The sequence below is a fragment of the Rhodoferax sp. genome (assembly GCF_034519335.1).
Classification (GTDB): domain Bacteria; phylum Pseudomonadota; class Gammaproteobacteria; order Burkholderiales; family Burkholderiaceae_C; genus Allorhodoferax.
This window is the reverse complement of the sequence record NZ_JAXHOL010000035.1, coordinates 159,235-173,980: the sequence shown is the minus strand read 5'-3', so window position 1 is coordinate 173,980 and position 14,746 is coordinate 159,235. Positions and strand designations below refer to the sequence as shown.

Genomic DNA, 14,746 nt, shown 5'->3' with positions numbered 1-14,746 from the left:
GCGGGCAGCTACAAATACGATAGCTACCAATGCCGCTCAACGGCCTTCTGGCAACTCGATCTTGACTTCCAAAGTTTCCAGATTGTCCTGACGACCTTGGATGACCTTGATGTCAGATGGATTGATCTTGACGTATTTGCTGATCACCGCTACCAGCTCACGCTGCAGTTCCATCAGTTTGTCGGGCTGCAGGGCATTGCGCCCCGAGCGTTCGTGGGCCAAAAGAATGGACAAGCGTTCTTTGGCAACGCTGGCCGTAGTTTTCTTCTCACCAAGGAAAAAGGACAGAAGGGAAGCCATGGCTTATTTCCCTCCGAACAGGCGCTTGAGCAGGCCTTGTTTGGGCGCTTCGGTAAAACGCATGGGTTTGTCAGTGCCCAAGAAGCGGTCAATCACGTCCTTGTATGCCTCGGACACGTCGCTACCCTGCATGTGCACCGCAGGCACGCCCTGGTTGGAGGCTTGCAACACCGATTCGCTCTCGGGAATCACCCCAATCAGTTTGATGCGCAGGATGTCCTGAATGTCATCCAGCGACAGCATCTGGCCCTGGTCCACGCGAGCGGGGTTGTAACGCGTGATCAGCAGGTGTTCCTTGATGGGGTCTGCACCCGTCATGGCACGTTTGGTTTTACTGGCCAGCATGCCCAAAATGCGGTCCGAGTCGCGCACGCTGGAGACTTCAGGATTGGTCACCACCAACGCTTCATCGGCAAAGTGCATGGCCATGAGGGCACCGGTTTCAATACCGGCAGGTGAATCACACACAATGAACTCAAAGTCCATGGCGGACAAATCGCTCAGCACTTTTTCCACGCCTTCTTGCGTCAGTGCATCCTTGTCGCGTGTTTGGGACGCAGCCAGCACAAACAGGTTGTCGCATTGCTTGTCTTTGATAAGGGCCTGGTTCAGGTTGGCTTCGCCCTGAATCACATTGATCAGGTCGTACACCACCCGGCGTTCACAACCCATGATCAGGTCCAGGTTACGCAGGCCCACGTCAAAGTCAATGACGGCAGTTTTGTGACCTCGCAGGGCCAAGCCAGTTGCAAAACTGGCGCTGGTCGTGGTTTTTCCCACACCGCCTTTACCGGAGGTCACTACAACGATTTTTGCCATGGGTGAAAAGTCTTTCGAATTAAAAAATGGAAACGGACTCAGGCCTTCAGCGGCTCTATGAGCAGTTTTTCTTGTCCATCGTCGCTCAAACGCACCTGCGCAGCTTTGCCATGCACCTCTCTGGGAAATGCGTTTTCGCTGGTGCGGTACACACCTGCAATAGACACCAACTCGGGTTCCAGGCACAGCGAAAAAATTCGCGCCTGGGTATTGCCTCGTGCACCCGCCATGGCCTTGCCACGCAGGGGCGCATAGACGTGGATATTGCCATCGGCTGCAATCTCGGCACCTTGGTTCACCATGGCCAATACCACCAGATCGCCGCCACGGGCATAGACCTTTTGGCCGGAGCGCAAAGGCTTGTCAACCACCATGGTGGCCGGGCCTGGCACTTCGCGCACCACTTCTTTCACGGGTACTGGCACCACCGCTTCTGCCTGCTTGACCCGCACCACCTCTGGGGGTGCCTCCACCAAACCCACGGCCAAGGCCGCTGCAGTCCATTCGGGGCTGGCACCCCGTACCGCCACCGGAATCAGGTTGCAAGACCGCAATACCTTGAGCAGCGGGACCAAGTCTTGCACTGCCGCATCGGCTGGCAAATGGGAAAAATCAATGACCAAAGGGTCGTTGTCGAAAAAATCAGCACTTTCACTCCCCTGCCCGTACTGCTGCTGCAATTCAGCACACACGGTGCTCCAATTTTCCGACTTCAGGAGCAGAGCCACCAGCGGCAACTGGGCACTTTTGATTTCAAAGCCCACAGGCTTGGAAATGGGGGCTGAACCTGCAGAAGGGGCTGGCATGTAGGCGTTTTTGCGGAGGAGTAATCGGAAGCTGGCAAATCTTACTTGATTGACAAGGTCGTTCTGGCAGTTTGGTGTCCTCATTTTGCAGATGTTCACAACATTTTTTCAGATGAAAAATTGGGTGCACTTTCCGTCTGAAGATGTTCGCTGCTATTTAACTAAATTCATTATTTAAAGATAGTAGTAGTAGGTAAGCAAAGGCATTTTGTGTGGACAAGGAGTTTTTTTTGTTAAAAATCAAGTACTTACCTTGTATGAACCCATGTGGGTGACTGTGCTTTGTTTTTGCTACCCCATCGGGGATAACTTGGGCTCTTTGAAAAAAACTGTGGATAACTTGCTGCTTGTTAGAAAATTATGCACAGGGTTATTAGCAATCGCCGCCGCCGCACTGAAAGAGTACATTCACGCCCTATGAAATACCTTTTGCGTCTTCTGTTGGTGTTGGTGGTGACCAGCGTCGTGTTTTTGGTAGCCGGAGTGATTGCAACCTGGGCACCAGACCGGACGGTGGAACGACTTTCTGAACGCTGGGCCCAAAAGCCGTCTACCTGGTTGGATGTGGGTGGAATGCGTGTCCATTTGCGCGATGAAGGGCCACGTGACGACGCCAATCCCATCGTACTGCTCCATGGAACATCGGCAAGTTTGCACACATGGGATGGTTGGGCCACCGATTTGAAGACCCGCCGCCGTGTCATCCGTTTTGATCTGCCAGCTTTCGGATTGACCGGACCCCATCCGGCCAACAACTATTCCATTGAAGCGTATGTGCAATTTGTCACCCAGGTTCTGGATGCCCTGGGTGTTGAAAGGTTTGTATTGGCGGGGAACTCTTTGGGTGGGCATATTGCCTGGGCCACTGCGCTGGCCCATCCCCAACGGGTGAGCCAACTCATTCTGGTGGACTCCGCGGGTTACCCCCTGGCATCGCAATCGGTACCCATTGGGTTTCAGATGGCTCGTCTGCCCGGTGTGCGCAAGCTGATGGAGTATGTGCTGCCGCGCGGGGTGATTCAGAGCAGCTTGCGCAATGTCTATGGGGATCCCTCTAAAGTGACACCTGAGTTGGTAGACCGCTATTACGAGCTAACCTTGCGTACGGGCAACCGCGCTGCCTTAGCGCATCGTTTTCAGCAGGGCCTGTTTGGCGAGACAGAGGCACTCAAAACCCTCAAAATACCTAGCTTGGTGATCTGGGGTGCACAAGACAGGTTGATTCCACTGGACAATGCCCAGAAGTTTGTGCGGGACATCCCCAATGCGCGCCTGCTTGTTTTTGATGACTTGGGGCATGTGCCCCATGAAGAGGACCCCCAGCGCACGGTGGATGCCGTGCGTGCTTTCCTGAACATCGTTTAGAACCTGTGTTGCCATGGCTGACAAAAAACCATTTGAAATCGCCCGCGAAACGCTCAAGCAACTCACCGCGCGCAAGCTGGTCCCTACCCCGGCCAATTACCTTTCCATTTACAACGAGATTGCGGGCATACCCCATGTGCCGCATTTCCCGGCAGACATCTTGCGCGATATTTCCCAGTCGCTGCCTGCCAAAACACCGGGCCAACAAAAGCAGAAGGGTTTGTTGGATTATTCGATTGATAGGCTGAGCTGGGATGGTGTCAAATCTGCGCTGGTGGCCTATGGTGGTTTCACACCAATCAACGTGCCAGACAACGGCGCTGCCACCAGCACTGGCGGCTTTGCTGCCGAACCTGCAGCTTCTGTGGCACAGCCCGCAGCACTCACCGCCGAGTTTTTGGCACAGATTGGCAAGCTTATCGAGTACGCACAACCTGCTTTGGGCAATGACGACGTCCGCTTCAACGAGCAGACAGACACCTTGGTAAAGGCCTTGCGTCAACCGGGCACGGATGTGGCCACCGCCAAACTCATGTTGGTGAACTACAGCCACCGTTTGTCGTTTGCAGCAGAGGATCAGGCCGAGGTTCGCACCACCCTGCTGAAACTGCTGCATCTGGTGTTTGAAAATATTGGCGAGTTGAGCCTCGAAGAACAGTGGCTCAAGGGCCAGATGGATGCGCTGATGGAAGCGTCCACGCCACCCTTGACCTTGCGTCGCCTGGATGATGTTGAACGCCGCCTCAAGGACGTCATCTTCAAACAAAAGGACGCCAAACAAAAAACCCTTCAAGCGCAAAATGAGATGCGTAGCATGCTGGCCACTTTTGTGGAACGTCTTTCACAAATGACGCAATCCACCGGCAATTTCCAGCAAAAGCTGGAAGAAAGTGCGAAGCTGATTGAACAGGCCAAGTCGATTGCCGAGATTGCGCCTGTGCTCAAGGATGTCGTGGGTACCACCCGCGCGATGGCGCAAGAAAGTCAAGTATCCCGAGAGCAAATGCAAAACATGCGAGAGCGCGCTACAGAGACCGATGCGCAGCTTGCCAAGTTGCACCAGGAATTGGACCGTGTGAGCGCACAGGCTCGCCATGATCCATTGACGGGTGCCCTGAACCGCAAAGGACTGGACGAAGCGCTGAACCGCGAAGTCTCGAATGTGCGGCGCAAAGATGCACCCCTCAGCGTGGCCTTGCTGGATATCGACAACTTTAAAAAGCTAAACGACACGATGGGCCACGCTACGGGTGACGTGGCACTGACCCATCTTGCAAAGGTGGCACGCGAATGCATGCGGCCACAAGACACCTTGGCGCGTTACGGCGGTGAAGAATTTGTCATTCTGTTGCCAGATACCCCATTGGACAAAGGCATAGATGCCATGACCCGCTTGCAGCGGGAATTAACCAAAAAATTCTTTCTTGCCGGTACCGAGAAGGTGTTGATCACCTTCAGCGCCGGGGTCGCCCAGCTCGTGACCAACGAAGAGCCTGCCGACGCCATCAAACGTGCCGATCAGGCCATGTACCTCGCCAAACGCGCTGGCAAAAACAGGGTGCTGGGCGCCTGACCGGGAGACATAACCATGGTGTATCTGCTTGCCGGCCTGCTCATTTTTCTGGGCCTACATTCCATCCGCATCGTGGCGGAGACCACCCGCACACGCCTGCGCACCGTGTGGGGAGAGAACACCTACAAGGGTGTCTATTCCGTGCTTTCTTTGCTGGGTTTTGGGCTGATCGTTTGGGGCTTTGGGCTTGCGCGGGAAACCCCCGCCGTGCTGTGGACGCCGCCCACCGGCATGCGCCATCTGGCTGCTTTGCTTACACTGCCAGCGTTCGTTTTTCTGGCCGCTGCGTATGTACCAGGCAACGCCATCAAGGCACGTGTGCACCACCCGATGGTGTTGTCCGTCAAAACCTGGGCATTGGCCCATTTGCTGGCTACCGGAACCGTGGCACACCTCCTATTGTTCGGCAGCTTTCTGGTGTGGGCGGTGCTGTGTTTTGTTGCGTCGCGCCGGCGTGACCGGGCGCAGGGGACCGTGTATGCGGCAGGCGCGTTACCCGGGACTGTCGCTACAGTTGTTGTGGGTGTTGTGGGCTGGGCATTGTTCGCCTTCTATTTGCACGGTGTGCTGATCGGCATCCGTCCGCTCGGCTGAGGCGCATTCAGGGAGTCAGTAACCACTGGATGACAAACTTGGCGGCAAAGCCCACCATGCCAAAGGCCAGGCCCAAAAACAGCACAAAGGTGCCGAACTTCCCGGCTTTTGATTCCCAGGCCAGTTGCCCAATGATGAACAGCATGTAGAGCATGAAGCCGCCCACGCCGAAGCTCAGGCCAAAGCCGGCAATTTGCTCTTCAGAGAACCCGAACATTAGCGTTGGCCCTGTGGGATGTAGGGCTCGGAATAGGCTTCACGTGCTGGCAGTGCCGAGGCATCCACCAAGTCACGGTAGGCATGCCAGCTGGCATGGCCCAGCATGGGAATCACGGGGATCAGACCCAACAACAACGAGCCTAAACCCAGCAGCGTAAAACCCATGATCAACGCCGCCCAGAACGCCATGGGCACCGGGTTGGCCAGCACCGTGCGCCAGCTGGTCAATACCGCCTGCAGCAAGGTAGTACGACGGTCCAGCAACAAGGGCATGGAGACGACGCTGGAGGCAAACATGGGGGCTGCCATCACACCACCCAGTGCCAGCCAGAGTTCAAACAGCCAACCATCCTTCGCCAAGATGACGTGGTGCACAAACTCCAGCGGTGTATTGATGGGCACAGGTGCCAACAGGGTGATCAGGGCCGCCGAGGTCAGGACCCAGCCCGTAGCCGCCAAAGCCAGTAAGGCACCAAACTGCACCATGCACCAATAGTCGTTGCCCCACTTGTTGAAATGGCTGTTTTGCCAGTTCAGCCAAGTCTTGAAGACCACGCCCCAGTCCGCAGTTTCCTTGCGCTCCAGCGCCCGGCTCAGGGCGTAGAGGCTGGTGGCGAGCACCGGTGCCACCACCAAAAACCCTGACAAGGCACCCGCCAACAACCAGAACCGGTGGTGTGCCACTGCCACAATGCCTGCGCCAAATACCGCCAGCGCAATCCCATGGGCAAAGCTGGACCAACCAGCACGCGCCATGTCACGCCAGGCCAGCGCCAGCCATGCCATGGGGCGCATCAAGCCTATGGTGCGAACAAGGGGGGGGGTGAAAGCGGAAGAAGGCATGCGGTAGATGGGGTCTCAGTGTAGGTGGCTAGCATGGCGCAGATATTGATATCCATCAAGCACCTGTACTGACCCAATAATTCTGCGCCAACGCCCAGGAGACCCCATGCCCCGTCCCGTACTCGACGAATCCCGCATCCATCCTGCTGTGCGTGCGCGCATTGCGACCCACCATGCCGACATCGTGCAAGAGGTGCAAGCGGCCGTGGCGCGCAATGCCGTGGTGGTGGTGGGCATGGGCTTGAACCCCATGCCCAAAAAAGCGCGCGCCGCGTTGGACGCGGCGCGGGTGCCTTACACCTACCTTGAATACGGCAATTACTTCAACGAATGGCGTCGCCGCAATGCTTTGAAAATGTGGACCGGCTGGCCCACATTTCCCATGGTGTTTGTCAAAGGCACCCTGGTAGGCGGCGCCAGTGATGTGCAGGCCCTGATTGCCAGCGGTGAACTTAAGGCCTTATTGGCCTGAGCTTAGTGGTGCTTACCGCCGCGTTGGCCGCCCTTGCGGCTGTGCTCGGCGTCAAACACCTTTTTCTGCTCAGGGCTCAGCGTCGCATACAGCGCCTTGGTAGCGTCGTCACGCTTGGCCATAGCCGTCTGCATATCACTCATGTGCTGCGTGCGCAGGGCACGCATTTTGTCCAGACGTTCCGGGGTGTTCAGTTTTTCCAGCTCGGCTCGGTCAGGGCGTTGCTTTGCATCACGGGCCGGCGGTTTCATGGCGGTGGTGAATGTGGTCCAGGCGCCTTCCTGGGCCGCCGTGATCTTCAGCTTCGCTTTCAGGTCAGCACTGCGCTTGGCGTGCATTTCTTCCATCTTGGCCGGGTCCATGCGGCGGTGTTCAGCGCGTGGTTTGCCGTCCATCATGGCGCCATCATCTTTGTAGGCAAAGGCGGAAACACCGGCACCAGCCAGCACGGAAGCAATGATCAGGGTTTTGAAATGTGTCTTCATGGGGAGCTCCTTAGGTCTAGAACCCGTAGCGGATATCGCCATCAGGTTGAAGGCAAGTGTGCGGTGGGCATGTAACGCGGACGATTGCGTTGGGAGAAGACTGTGTAAAGTTGCATCACAATGCCCGGTTCTGAAAGAAAAGGGTAAACGTGTTCAAAAACATGATGGTGTACCGCTTGGTGTCGGGCTGGACCGCGACCCAGGCGCAATTGGAAGAGGCGCTGGACGGCGCCCGTTTTGTGGAATGTGGCGCCAGCCAAGAAAAATCGGTGGGCTGGGCCGAACCGCGCGGCCAGGCCCATGGCCCGCTGGTGGAAATCATCGGTGGCCAGTGGCTGCTCAAGTTGATGATCGAGGTCAAAAGCGTGCCGGGCTCGGTGGTCAAACGCAAGGTGCAAGAGCAGCTGCAGCACATCGAGGCCACCACCGGCCGCAAACCCGGCAAGAAAGAGGCGCGTGAAATCCGTGACGATGCGCGCTTGGCCCTGTTGCCGATGGCCTTTACCAAGCAGTCCAGCGTGCTGGTGTGGATAGACCCCACCGCTGGGCGCTTGGTGCTCGATGCTGGCAGCCAGGGCAAGGCCGATGAGGTGATGACGGCGCTCATCAAGGCGGTGGACGGCTTGGCCGTGCAACTCATCAACACCCAGGTGTCTCCGGCGGCCGCCATGGCCAGCTGGTTGGGCACGCAAGAGGCACCCCCCGATTTCAGCGTGGACCGGGAGTGTGAGCTCAAGGCGGCCGATGAGTCCAAGGCGGTGGTGCGCTACACCCGCCATGCGCTGGACACCGATGAAGTGGCACAACACATCGCGCTTGGCAAGATGCCCACCCGCTTGGCCATGACCTGGAACGAGCGCGTGTCGTTTGTGCTGACTGAAGCGCTGCAGATCAAAAAAATTGCGTTTCTGGACACGGTGTTTGAAGAGGCTTCCAAAGCGGCTGGTGATGGCAAGGACGACAACTTTGATGCCGATGTAGCGATTGCCACGGGCGAGTTGGTGCAGCTGATCCCGGATTTGCTGGAAGCTTTGGGGGGTGAGGTGGCTCTGGGCGAAAACCCTGCACCCAGCCCTGTTAATACACATGCGGGCGTGACGGGCTAAGCTGCCAGTTTTTTGGAGGCTCTCCATGCCACGCAAGACTGCACAAGACTTCGACCAAGAGCTTCTGATCCTGTTTGATGCCTATGTGCACGGTCTGGTGGACCGGCGCGGCTTTCTGGAGAAGGCCCAAAAATTTGCAGTGGGTGGTGCCACAGCAGTGGGTTTGTTGGCAGCCCTGAGCCCCAACTTCGCCATGGGCCAGGTGGTGCCCAAAGACGATGCGCGCATCAGCACCCGCATGGTGGATATTCCCTCCCCCGCCGGTTACGGCAGCATCAAGGCGTATGTGGCCCAGCCCGCCAAAATTGACGGCAAACTGCCAAGCATTCTGGTGGTGCACGAAAACCGCGGCCTGAATCCCCACATCGAGGACATTGCGCGCCGCTTGGCGCTGGAAGGCTACCTGGTGTTGGCCCCTGATGCCCTCACGCCCCTGGGTGGTTATCCTGGTGATGAAGACAAGGCCCGAACCCTGTTTGCCCAGCTGGACCAGACCAAGACCCGCGAAGACTTTGTGGCCGCTGCAGGCTGGCTGCAAACCCTGCCACAAGGCAACGGCAGGCTCGGAACCGTAGGCTTTTGTTATGGGGGTGGCATGGTCCACTTCTTATCCACTCGCCTGTCCAATTTGGCGGCGGCAGTGCCCTTCTACGGCAACCATCCGGCGCCTGAAGAGGCAGCCAAAGTCAAGGCGCCGCTGCTCATCCACTTTGCTGCCGTGGACGAACGCATCAACGCTGCCTGGCCCGCCTACGAAGTGGCGCTGAAGGCTGCTGGTGCCCGCTACACAGCCCACCTGTACCCGGGCACCCAACACGGCTTCAACAACGACACCACACCGCGCTTTGATGCTGCCGCGGCCAAATTGGCCTGGGAACGCACACTGGCCTTTTTTGCCCAGACCTTGCGCGGATAGGCTGGACTTACTTAGTCGTCGTAGCGGTCATGCCCACGGCCGCGATCGTGGTGGTGGCCGTGGCCTTTGCCCTTGTGGGGTTTGAAGCCGTGGCGGTGGTCATCGCCGCGATAGCCTGCACGGTGGTAGTAAGGGTCGGGTCCATAGGCCCTTGACTGCGCGTGTTGTTGGGTCACAGTGCGGCCTACACCAGCGCCTGCAGCACTACCCACACCTGCACCCACCACAGCGCCGGTGCGTCCTCCCACCGAGTGACCCACGGCCGCACCCGCGGCACCGCCTACGGCGCTGCCAATCACTGCACCTGTTTGGCCAGAACCACGGGTGCTGACTGCAGCACCCGCTGCGCCGCCCAAGGCACCACCCACCACTGCGCCTTGTTTGCCACCCATGCTCTGGCCGATGGCTGCACCGGCTGCCGCACCAGCTCCCCTGCCCAGCAGCGGTGTCCAGTCGTTCGCTTGGGCAGTGTGTGCCAGGGCCAGCAGGCCCAGGGCGGCCAGCGAGATGCGCAAGGTTTTTGCAGAAACGGTGTAAATAGTCATGCGATCAAGGGGCCGCAGCCCGTACCGCCAAACGTGGCGGTTTATGCACCCACAACGCCAGCCCACGGCGCGGGATGACCCCCCTTACAAGGCTTTACACCTGCAGCAACTGCTTACGTTCGCCCAGGGCAGCAAGCGCTTCACCCACCCCTTCCCAAGCGATGGCAAAGCCATTGCGGGACAAGCCAGTAGTGGGTTGCGTCAGGGCCTGGCGCGTGCCCGCTTGCACACTGTCAATCACGGGTACGGGTACATGCGCCTGCACCGCTGCGGCCATGCCTGCCAGCCCGGCACCGCCCAGCACCACAGCGCCCACTTGCCAGCGCTCGGCCGCTTCGCGGCAGGCTTGGGCCAGCAGGCCAATGGCCGCCTCAGGGTTGCTGGCCAGCTCTGCCCCACTGGGCACCACGGTGTGGATGCCGGCCAGTGCTGGTGCATGGCCCAGCGTGTAGGCAAGTCGCTCCAGCATGGGTTTCCAACGCTCTCCCCCGGTCACGATGGCGAATGGACCATGTTGGGAGGCTTCAAGGAACGAAGCCTCTGCCAGACCCATTACCGGCGCCTGGCTGCCCTGGCGCAAGGCCAGCAGCCCGGGGTCACCAAAACATCCAATCAACACAGCGTCAGGCATTGGCGTCCCATCCTGCAGTGCACTGGCCCACCGATCCAGCAAAGCATGCGCAGCGACGGCGTAGCTGGCCTCACACGCAATGTAGGGAGCACCAAACCGTGCAGTCACGGTGCGTACCGCCACCTGCGGACCGGCCGTAGCCTGCGCATGTGATTGCAGCAGCGCACTCACATGCACCGAGGTGTTGGGATTGATGACCAGCAAATGGCGCATGCGTGGTGTCAATGGCTGGTCGGGGTGTTGCCAAACAGGGAGGCAAGATCTGGCGCGGTTTCTTCGGCTGCGGTGAAGCGCAGCTGGGCTTCAAGCTGTGCCAAATGCTCCCGCATCAGGCGCGCGGCCTCGCGTGCGTCGCGCAGGCGGATGGCATCCAGCAACGCACGGTGCTCCTGGCAGCCGCACGAGGTGGCCTCTGCCCGGGCCTGCAAATGGTTATCGCTGTAGGTCATCAAAATCAGCGAGGTGCGCGACACCAGTTCGCGCAGAATGCGCCCCAGCGTCTGGTGGTCGGAGGCATTGGCAATATGCAGGTGAAAGTCGCCCGAAAGGCGGATGGCACGGCGCATGTCCCCTGCCGCGCGCGCGGCCTCTTCGTCGTTGATGCACTGCGTGAGTGCGGCAATGTCGTCGGTAGTGGCGCTGGCAATAAAACACTCGATGAGCGTGGGCTCGATCATGCGGCGCACCTCGAATACCTCCCGCGCCTCTTTCTCGGTGGGCTGGGCCACCATGGCACCGCGGTTGGGTGTCAGCGTCACGATCTGTTCGTTGGCCAAGCGCACCAACACAGGCCGGATGCGGGTGCGCGACACCCCGAAGGCGCTGGCCAACTTTTCTTCGATGAGCTTGGTGCCCGGTGGAAGGCGGTGGTCCAGGATGGTGGCCACCATGCGCTCGTAAATCTCGTTTTCTGTCAGTGCGACAAAGTCACTCATGCTTACCGCCGATTGGCTGGCTTCTTGGCCAGTAGTTTGGACAAGCCCACCGCCAGTCCCATCACCAGAAACGATACCACCATGGTTACGGTGCCCAAGGCGTAGATGGAGGGTGTGGTGACGGTGGTCGTGAGGCCCTGCAGTTCCAGCGGCAGCGTGTTTACATCGCCAATAGCCTGCGAGGTGCGGGCAATCTCGTCCCAGCTCAGGGTGAAGCCAAACATTCCAATGCCGACGACCGAGGGTGCAATCAGCGGCAGCACCACGTGGCGAAAGCCTTGCCACGGCGTAGCACCCAAGTCGCGTGCAGCTTCTTCATAGGCGGGGTTAAAGCGCTTGAAGATGGCAAACATGATGAGCAGGCCGAACGGGAGTGTCCAAGTCAGGTGCGCGCCCAAGGCCGAGGTGTAGATCCCCAGGGCGGTGCCGTAGTTTTCCAGCACACCCTCCATGCCAAACGTCTCCAGCATTTTCTTGATGCCAGTATCGAGCAGCCGAAACTCCAGGCCAATGCCCAGTGACACGATGATGGACGGCATGATGAGGCTGGCCACCACGGTGAAGAACAGGATGTGCCCACCACGTAGCTTTTTGCGAAAGGCCAATCCGGCCAGTACCGAGAACACAATGGTGAAGGCCATGACCGTGAGGCCCAGGCCTAGCGAGCGGTAGAGTGCTGCGCCAATGTCCACCACGCCCAGGCCTTCGGCCAATTTGTGGAACCAGTGCAACGAAATGCCGCGCATGGGGAAAGTCAGCCCACCCTCGGGGCCCTGGAAGCTGAGCACCACGATGACCAGCATGGGGCCGTAGAGAAACAGCACATAGGCCGCGAAGAACAGGGCCAGGAGCCAAAAGGCTGCGGAGCGATTTTTGGTGTTCATAGTTCTTTGCGGATATCGACCATGCGGGTCAGCGCCCAGATGATCATGAGCACGATGCTGAGCAACACCACCGCATTGGCCGCGGCCAGCGGGAACTGCAGGTAAGACGTCTGCACCTGGATGATCTTGCCGACAGACGCGATCTGCTGGCCACCCATCACACCGATGGTCACGAAGTCACCCATGACGATGGTGATGACGAAGATGGAGCCGATGATGATGCCGGTGCGGCACAGCGGAATGATCACATTCCACAGCGTTTGCCAGGCCGTGGCGCCGCTGTCGCTGGCGGCCTCGATCAGGCTGCGGTCGATGCGCATCATGCTGTTGAAGATGGGCACGATCATGAAGGTGGTGAACAGGTGCACAAAGGCCAGGACCACCGAGAAGTCAGAGAACAGCAGCCACTCCACGGGCTGCTTGACCACGCCCATGGTCATGAGCGCATCGTTGACCAAACCGTTGCGTCCCAGCAGTGGCACCCAGGCAATCATGCGGATCACGTTGCTGGTCCAGAACGGAATGGTGCACAACACAAACAGCACCACCTGCACACCGCTGGACCTCACGTGGAAAGCCAAAAAATACGACACCGTAAAGCCGATGACCAGCGTGAGCAGCCACACCAACAGGCTGAACTTGAAGGTCGACAGATAAGTTTTGGCGGTGACGCACAAGTCGCCGTACTCATTGCGCGACAGGCAACCGTCAAAGATGGCCACATAGTTCTTGAAGGTGAACCCGGGCAGCATTTCGTACTGGTTGTAGTCCCAGAAACTCACCATCAGCACCAGCGCCAATGGAATCAAAAAGAAGAGCGCAAACACCGTGGTGAGCGGCAAGGCCTGCCACCAGGCCGCAAGTGTGCGGCCGGGCGCAGATGCCGCCGGAAGTGAGGGTGCTGAAGGTGCGCTCATGGTGATTTCACTTCCTTGGCTGGCGGGTCGTTAGGCTGCGACGAACTCGTTCCACTTCTGGACCATGTAGGCGTTTTCGTCCATCACGGCGTTCCAGCAGGCGATGCCGCCCATGCGCTGCTCGTAGCTGCCACCGTCGCGGCTTTCGCCCTTCTTGGCCAGCACATCGCCGTTGGGGCTCTTAATGTCCTGGGTGGCAGGCTTGCCTTCCATCCAGTAGGCCCATTCGTAGGCTTCCATCTTGGCCTTGGCGGTGTCCAGCACGGCGCTGTAGTAGCCCTGGCGGTTCAAGTAGGCACCGGCCCAGCCGTCCAGGAACCAGTTGATGAACTCGTAGGCACCATCCAGCTTTTTGCCAGACAAGGTGGCGGGCAGGCCGAAGCCGGAGGCCCAGGCGCGATAGCCTTCCTTCAGGGGCTGGAAGTTGCAGGCAATGCCCTTGGTGCGCACGGCGGTCACGGCAGGGCTCCACATGGACTGGATCACCACTTCGCCAGAGGCCATCAGGTTCACGGACTCGTTGAAGTCTTTCCACAGGCTGCGGAACTGGCCTTGCTTCTTGGCTTCAATCAGGGTCTTGATCGTCAGGTCAATTTCCTTCTTGGTCATGTTGCCCTTGTCGGGATACTTGTAGATGCCCATGGCTTCCACCACCATGGCGGCGTCCATGATGCCGATGGAGGGGATGTTCAGGATCGCGGCCTTGCCCTTGAATTCGGGGTTCAGCAGCTCGGCCCAGGAGGAGATGGGACGCTTGATCAGGTCAGGGCGGATGCCCAGCGTGTCGGCGTTGTACACGGTGGGAATGAGCGACATGAATTGGGTCGGCGCGGCAGAGAACTTCTTGCTCTTCTCGCCTTCCAGGTAGATCACCTTCTTGGGCGCAGTGCCTTGGTCGCCAACCTTTTTGCCCGCCACTTCGCCCTTGGTGAACAGTGTGGTGATCTTGTCGGCGTTCTTGATGCGCTTGGTATCGATGCCCTTCAAGTTACCGGTGGGTACGATGTTTTTGAGCGAGAAATATTCGGAATCGATCAGGTCAAAGCTGTTGGGTGCGGTGACGGCGCGCTTGGTCACGTCGTCGGTGGTCACGGCCACATACTGGATCTTGATACCGGTGTCTTTCTCGAACTTCTCCGCAATCGCCTTGTCTTGGTTCACGGCGGTGCCCAGGTAGCGCAGCACGATGGGGTCGGCCGAGTGCACGGCGGGGAACACGCCCGCAGCCAGGATACCAGCAGTGCCTTTGAGCAGGCTGCGGCGTTGCATGGGTGCGGCGGTGGAGAGGGTGTCTTTCAGATCATCAGCCATGAGAAAACTCCTTGAGAGGTGCGGA

Annotated in this window: 18 protein-coding genes; 6 read left to right on the top strand and 12 right to left on the bottom strand. The window is 58.7% G+C overall.

Features of this window, described 5'->3' with window-relative positions; all coding sequences use genetic code 11:
• Positions 1–36: 36 nt before the first annotated feature.
• Genes minE through minC form a run of 3 tightly spaced genes read right to left on the bottom strand, consistent with a single transcriptional unit; the run spans position 37 to position 1,925 of the window.
• Positions 37–300, bottom strand: a complete 264-nt coding sequence (minE, locus tag U5O12_RS16215) for a cell division topological specificity factor MinE (RefSeq protein WP_322579640.1) — start codon at positions 298–300, stop codon at positions 37–39.
• A 3-nt stretch (positions 301–303) separates the two neighbouring features.
• Positions 304–1,119, bottom strand: coding sequence for a septum site-determining protein MinD (gene minD / locus U5O12_RS16210; RefSeq protein ID WP_322579639.1), 816 nt, complete (start codon positions 1,117–1,119; stop codon positions 304–306).
• 38 nt (positions 1,120–1,157) lie between these two features.
• Entirely contained in the window at positions 1,158–1,925 is a 768-nt protein-coding gene (gene minC, locus U5O12_RS16205) for a septum site-determining protein MinC (protein WP_322579638.1), read from the bottom strand.
• A 417-nt stretch (positions 1,926–2,342) separates the two neighbouring features.
• On the opposite strand from minC, the gene U5O12_RS16200 reads away from it, so the two are divergent.
• The 3 genes from U5O12_RS16200 to U5O12_RS16190 are packed head-to-tail and all read left to right on the top strand — an operon-like array spanning position 2,343 to position 5,457.
• A complete protein-coding gene (locus tag U5O12_RS16200; protein ID WP_322579637.1) occupies positions 2,343–3,290 on the top strand; it encodes an alpha/beta hydrolase in 948 nt (315 codons plus the stop codon).
• Positions 3,291–3,303: 13 nt separating this feature from the next.
• Positions 3,304–4,863, top strand: coding sequence for a diguanylate cyclase (locus tag U5O12_RS16195; RefSeq protein ID WP_322579636.1), 1,560 nt, complete (start codon positions 3,304–3,306; stop codon positions 4,861–4,863).
• A gap of 15 nt (positions 4,864–4,878) precedes the next feature.
• Entirely contained in the window at positions 4,879–5,457 is a 579-nt protein-coding gene (locus tag U5O12_RS16190) for an NnrU family protein (protein ID WP_322579635.1), read from the top strand.
• 7 nt (positions 5,458–5,464) lie between these two features.
• Here the strand turns inward: U5O12_RS16190 and U5O12_RS16185 are convergent, their stop codons facing one another.
• Together U5O12_RS16185 and U5O12_RS16180 are read right to left on the bottom strand one after the other, a co-directional pair.
• A complete protein-coding gene (locus U5O12_RS16185) occupies positions 5,465–5,674 on the bottom strand; it encodes a DUF2788 domain-containing protein (protein ID WP_201740788.1) in 210 nt (69 codons plus the stop codon).
• A complete protein-coding gene (locus U5O12_RS16180) occupies positions 5,674–6,519 on the bottom strand; it encodes a DUF2189 domain-containing protein (RefSeq protein ID WP_322579634.1) in 846 nt (281 codons plus the stop codon). Before U5O12_RS16180 ends, U5O12_RS16185 begins: the two co-directional genes overlap by 1 nt.
• Before the next feature lie 106 nt (positions 6,520–6,625).
• On the opposite strand from U5O12_RS16180, the gene U5O12_RS16175 reads away from it, so the two are divergent.
• Complete coding sequence (locus U5O12_RS16175) at positions 6,626–6,991, top strand: glutaredoxin domain-containing protein (RefSeq protein ID WP_322579633.1); 366 nt, start codon at positions 6,626–6,628, stop codon at positions 6,989–6,991.
• 2 nt (positions 6,992–6,993) lie between these two features.
• Here the strand turns inward: U5O12_RS16175 and U5O12_RS16170 are convergent, their stop codons facing one another.
• Positions 6,994–7,476: a Spy/CpxP family protein refolding chaperone gene (locus U5O12_RS16170; RefSeq protein WP_322579632.1), complete on the bottom strand. Its 483-nt coding sequence runs from the start codon at positions 7,474–7,476 to the stop codon at positions 6,994–6,996.
• Positions 7,477–7,625: 149 nt separating this feature from the next.
• Between U5O12_RS16170 and U5O12_RS16165 the strand changes: the two genes are divergently transcribed.
• Entirely contained in the window at positions 7,626–8,582 is a 957-nt protein-coding gene (locus U5O12_RS16165) for a recombination-associated protein RdgC (RefSeq protein ID WP_322579631.1), read from the top strand.
• Between the two features lie 25 nt (positions 8,583–8,607).
• Entirely contained in the window at positions 8,608–9,498 is an 891-nt protein-coding gene (locus U5O12_RS16160; RefSeq protein ID WP_322579630.1) for a dienelactone hydrolase family protein, read from the top strand.
• 11 nt (positions 9,499–9,509) lie between these two features.
• Here U5O12_RS16160 and U5O12_RS16155 read toward each other — a convergent pair whose 3' ends face one another.
• The 6 genes from U5O12_RS16155 to U5O12_RS16130 form a co-directional block, all read right to left on the bottom strand.
• Complete coding sequence (locus U5O12_RS16155; protein ID WP_322579629.1) at positions 9,510–10,043, bottom strand: glycine zipper domain-containing protein; 534 nt, start codon at positions 10,041–10,043, stop codon at positions 9,510–9,512.
• Between the two features lie 94 nt (positions 10,044–10,137).
• Positions 10,138–10,887, bottom strand: coding sequence for an aspartate/glutamate racemase family protein (locus U5O12_RS16150; RefSeq protein WP_322579628.1), 750 nt, complete (start codon positions 10,885–10,887; stop codon positions 10,138–10,140).
• A gap of 8 nt (positions 10,888–10,895) precedes the next feature.
• On the bottom strand, positions 10,896–11,609 hold the full coding sequence (locus U5O12_RS16145) for a GntR family transcriptional regulator (protein WP_322579627.1): 714 nt from the start codon (positions 11,607–11,609) through the stop codon (positions 10,896–10,898).
• A gap of 2 nt (positions 11,610–11,611) precedes the next feature.
• The gene (locus U5O12_RS16140) at positions 11,612–12,493 is read right to left on the bottom strand and encodes an ABC transporter permease (protein ID WP_322579626.1); all 882 of its coding nucleotides are present in this window, start codon (positions 12,491–12,493) and stop codon (positions 11,612–11,614) included.
• Positions 12,490–13,410, bottom strand: a complete 921-nt coding sequence (locus tag U5O12_RS16135) for an ABC transporter permease (RefSeq protein WP_322579625.1) — start codon at positions 13,408–13,410, stop codon at positions 12,490–12,492. Before U5O12_RS16135 ends, U5O12_RS16140 begins: the two co-directional genes overlap by 4 nt.
• 30 nt (positions 13,411–13,440) lie before the next feature.
• The gene (locus tag U5O12_RS16130; protein WP_322579624.1) at positions 13,441–14,721 is read right to left on the bottom strand and encodes an ABC transporter substrate-binding protein; all 1,281 of its coding nucleotides are present in this window, start codon (positions 14,719–14,721) and stop codon (positions 13,441–13,443) included.
• Between the last annotated feature and the right edge of the window lie 25 nt (positions 14,722–14,746).

Coding starts and splice junctions, on each gene's coding strand:
- minE (WP_322579640.1), bottom strand. CDS start 300: ATGGCTTCCCTTCTGTCCTTTTTCCTTGGTGAGAAGAAAACTACGGCC.
- minD (WP_322579639.1), bottom strand. CDS start 1,119: ATGGCAAAAATCGTTGTAGTGACCTCCGGTAAAGGCGGTGTGGGAAAA.
- minC (WP_322579638.1), bottom strand. CDS start 1,925: ATGCCAGCCCCTTCTGCAGGTTCAGCCCCCATTTCCAAGCCTGTGGGC.
- U5O12_RS16200 (WP_322579637.1), top strand. CDS start 2,343: ATGAAATACCTTTTGCGTCTTCTGTTGGTGTTGGTGGTGACCAGCGTC.
- U5O12_RS16195 (WP_322579636.1), top strand. CDS start 3,304: ATGGCTGACAAAAAACCATTTGAAATCGCCCGCGAAACGCTCAAGCAA.
- U5O12_RS16190 (WP_322579635.1), top strand. CDS start 4,879: ATGGTGTATCTGCTTGCCGGCCTGCTCATTTTTCTGGGCCTACATTCC.
- U5O12_RS16185 (WP_201740788.1), bottom strand. CDS start 5,674: ATGTTCGGGTTCTCTGAAGAGCAAATTGCCGGCTTTGGCCTGAGCTTC.
- U5O12_RS16180 (WP_322579634.1), bottom strand. CDS start 6,519: ATGCCTTCTTCCGCTTTCACCCCCCCCCTTGTTCGCACCATAGGCTTG.
- U5O12_RS16175 (WP_322579633.1), top strand. CDS start 6,626: ATGCCCCGTCCCGTACTCGACGAATCCCGCATCCATCCTGCTGTGCGT.
- U5O12_RS16170 (WP_322579632.1), bottom strand. CDS start 7,476: ATGAAGACACATTTCAAAACCCTGATCATTGCTTCCGTGCTGGCTGGT.
- U5O12_RS16160 (WP_322579630.1), top strand. CDS start 8,608: ATGCCACGCAAGACTGCACAAGACTTCGACCAAGAGCTTCTGATCCTG.
- U5O12_RS16155 (WP_322579629.1), bottom strand. CDS start 10,043: ATGACTATTTACACCGTTTCTGCAAAAACCTTGCGCATCTCGCTGGCC.
- U5O12_RS16150 (WP_322579628.1), bottom strand. CDS start 10,887: ATGCGCCATTTGCTGGTCATCAATCCCAACACCTCGGTGCATGTGAGT.
- U5O12_RS16145 (WP_322579627.1), bottom strand. CDS start 11,609: ATGAGTGACTTTGTCGCACTGACAGAAAACGAGATTTACGAGCGCATG.
- U5O12_RS16140 (WP_322579626.1), bottom strand. CDS start 12,493: ATGAACACCAAAAATCGCTCCGCAGCCTTTTGGCTCCTGGCCCTGTTC.
- U5O12_RS16135 (WP_322579625.1), bottom strand. CDS start 13,410: ATGAGCGCACCTTCAGCACCCTCACTTCCGGCGGCATCTGCGCCCGGC.
- U5O12_RS16130 (WP_322579624.1), bottom strand. CDS start 14,721: ATGGCTGATGATCTGAAAGACACCCTCTCCACCGCCGCACCCATGCAA.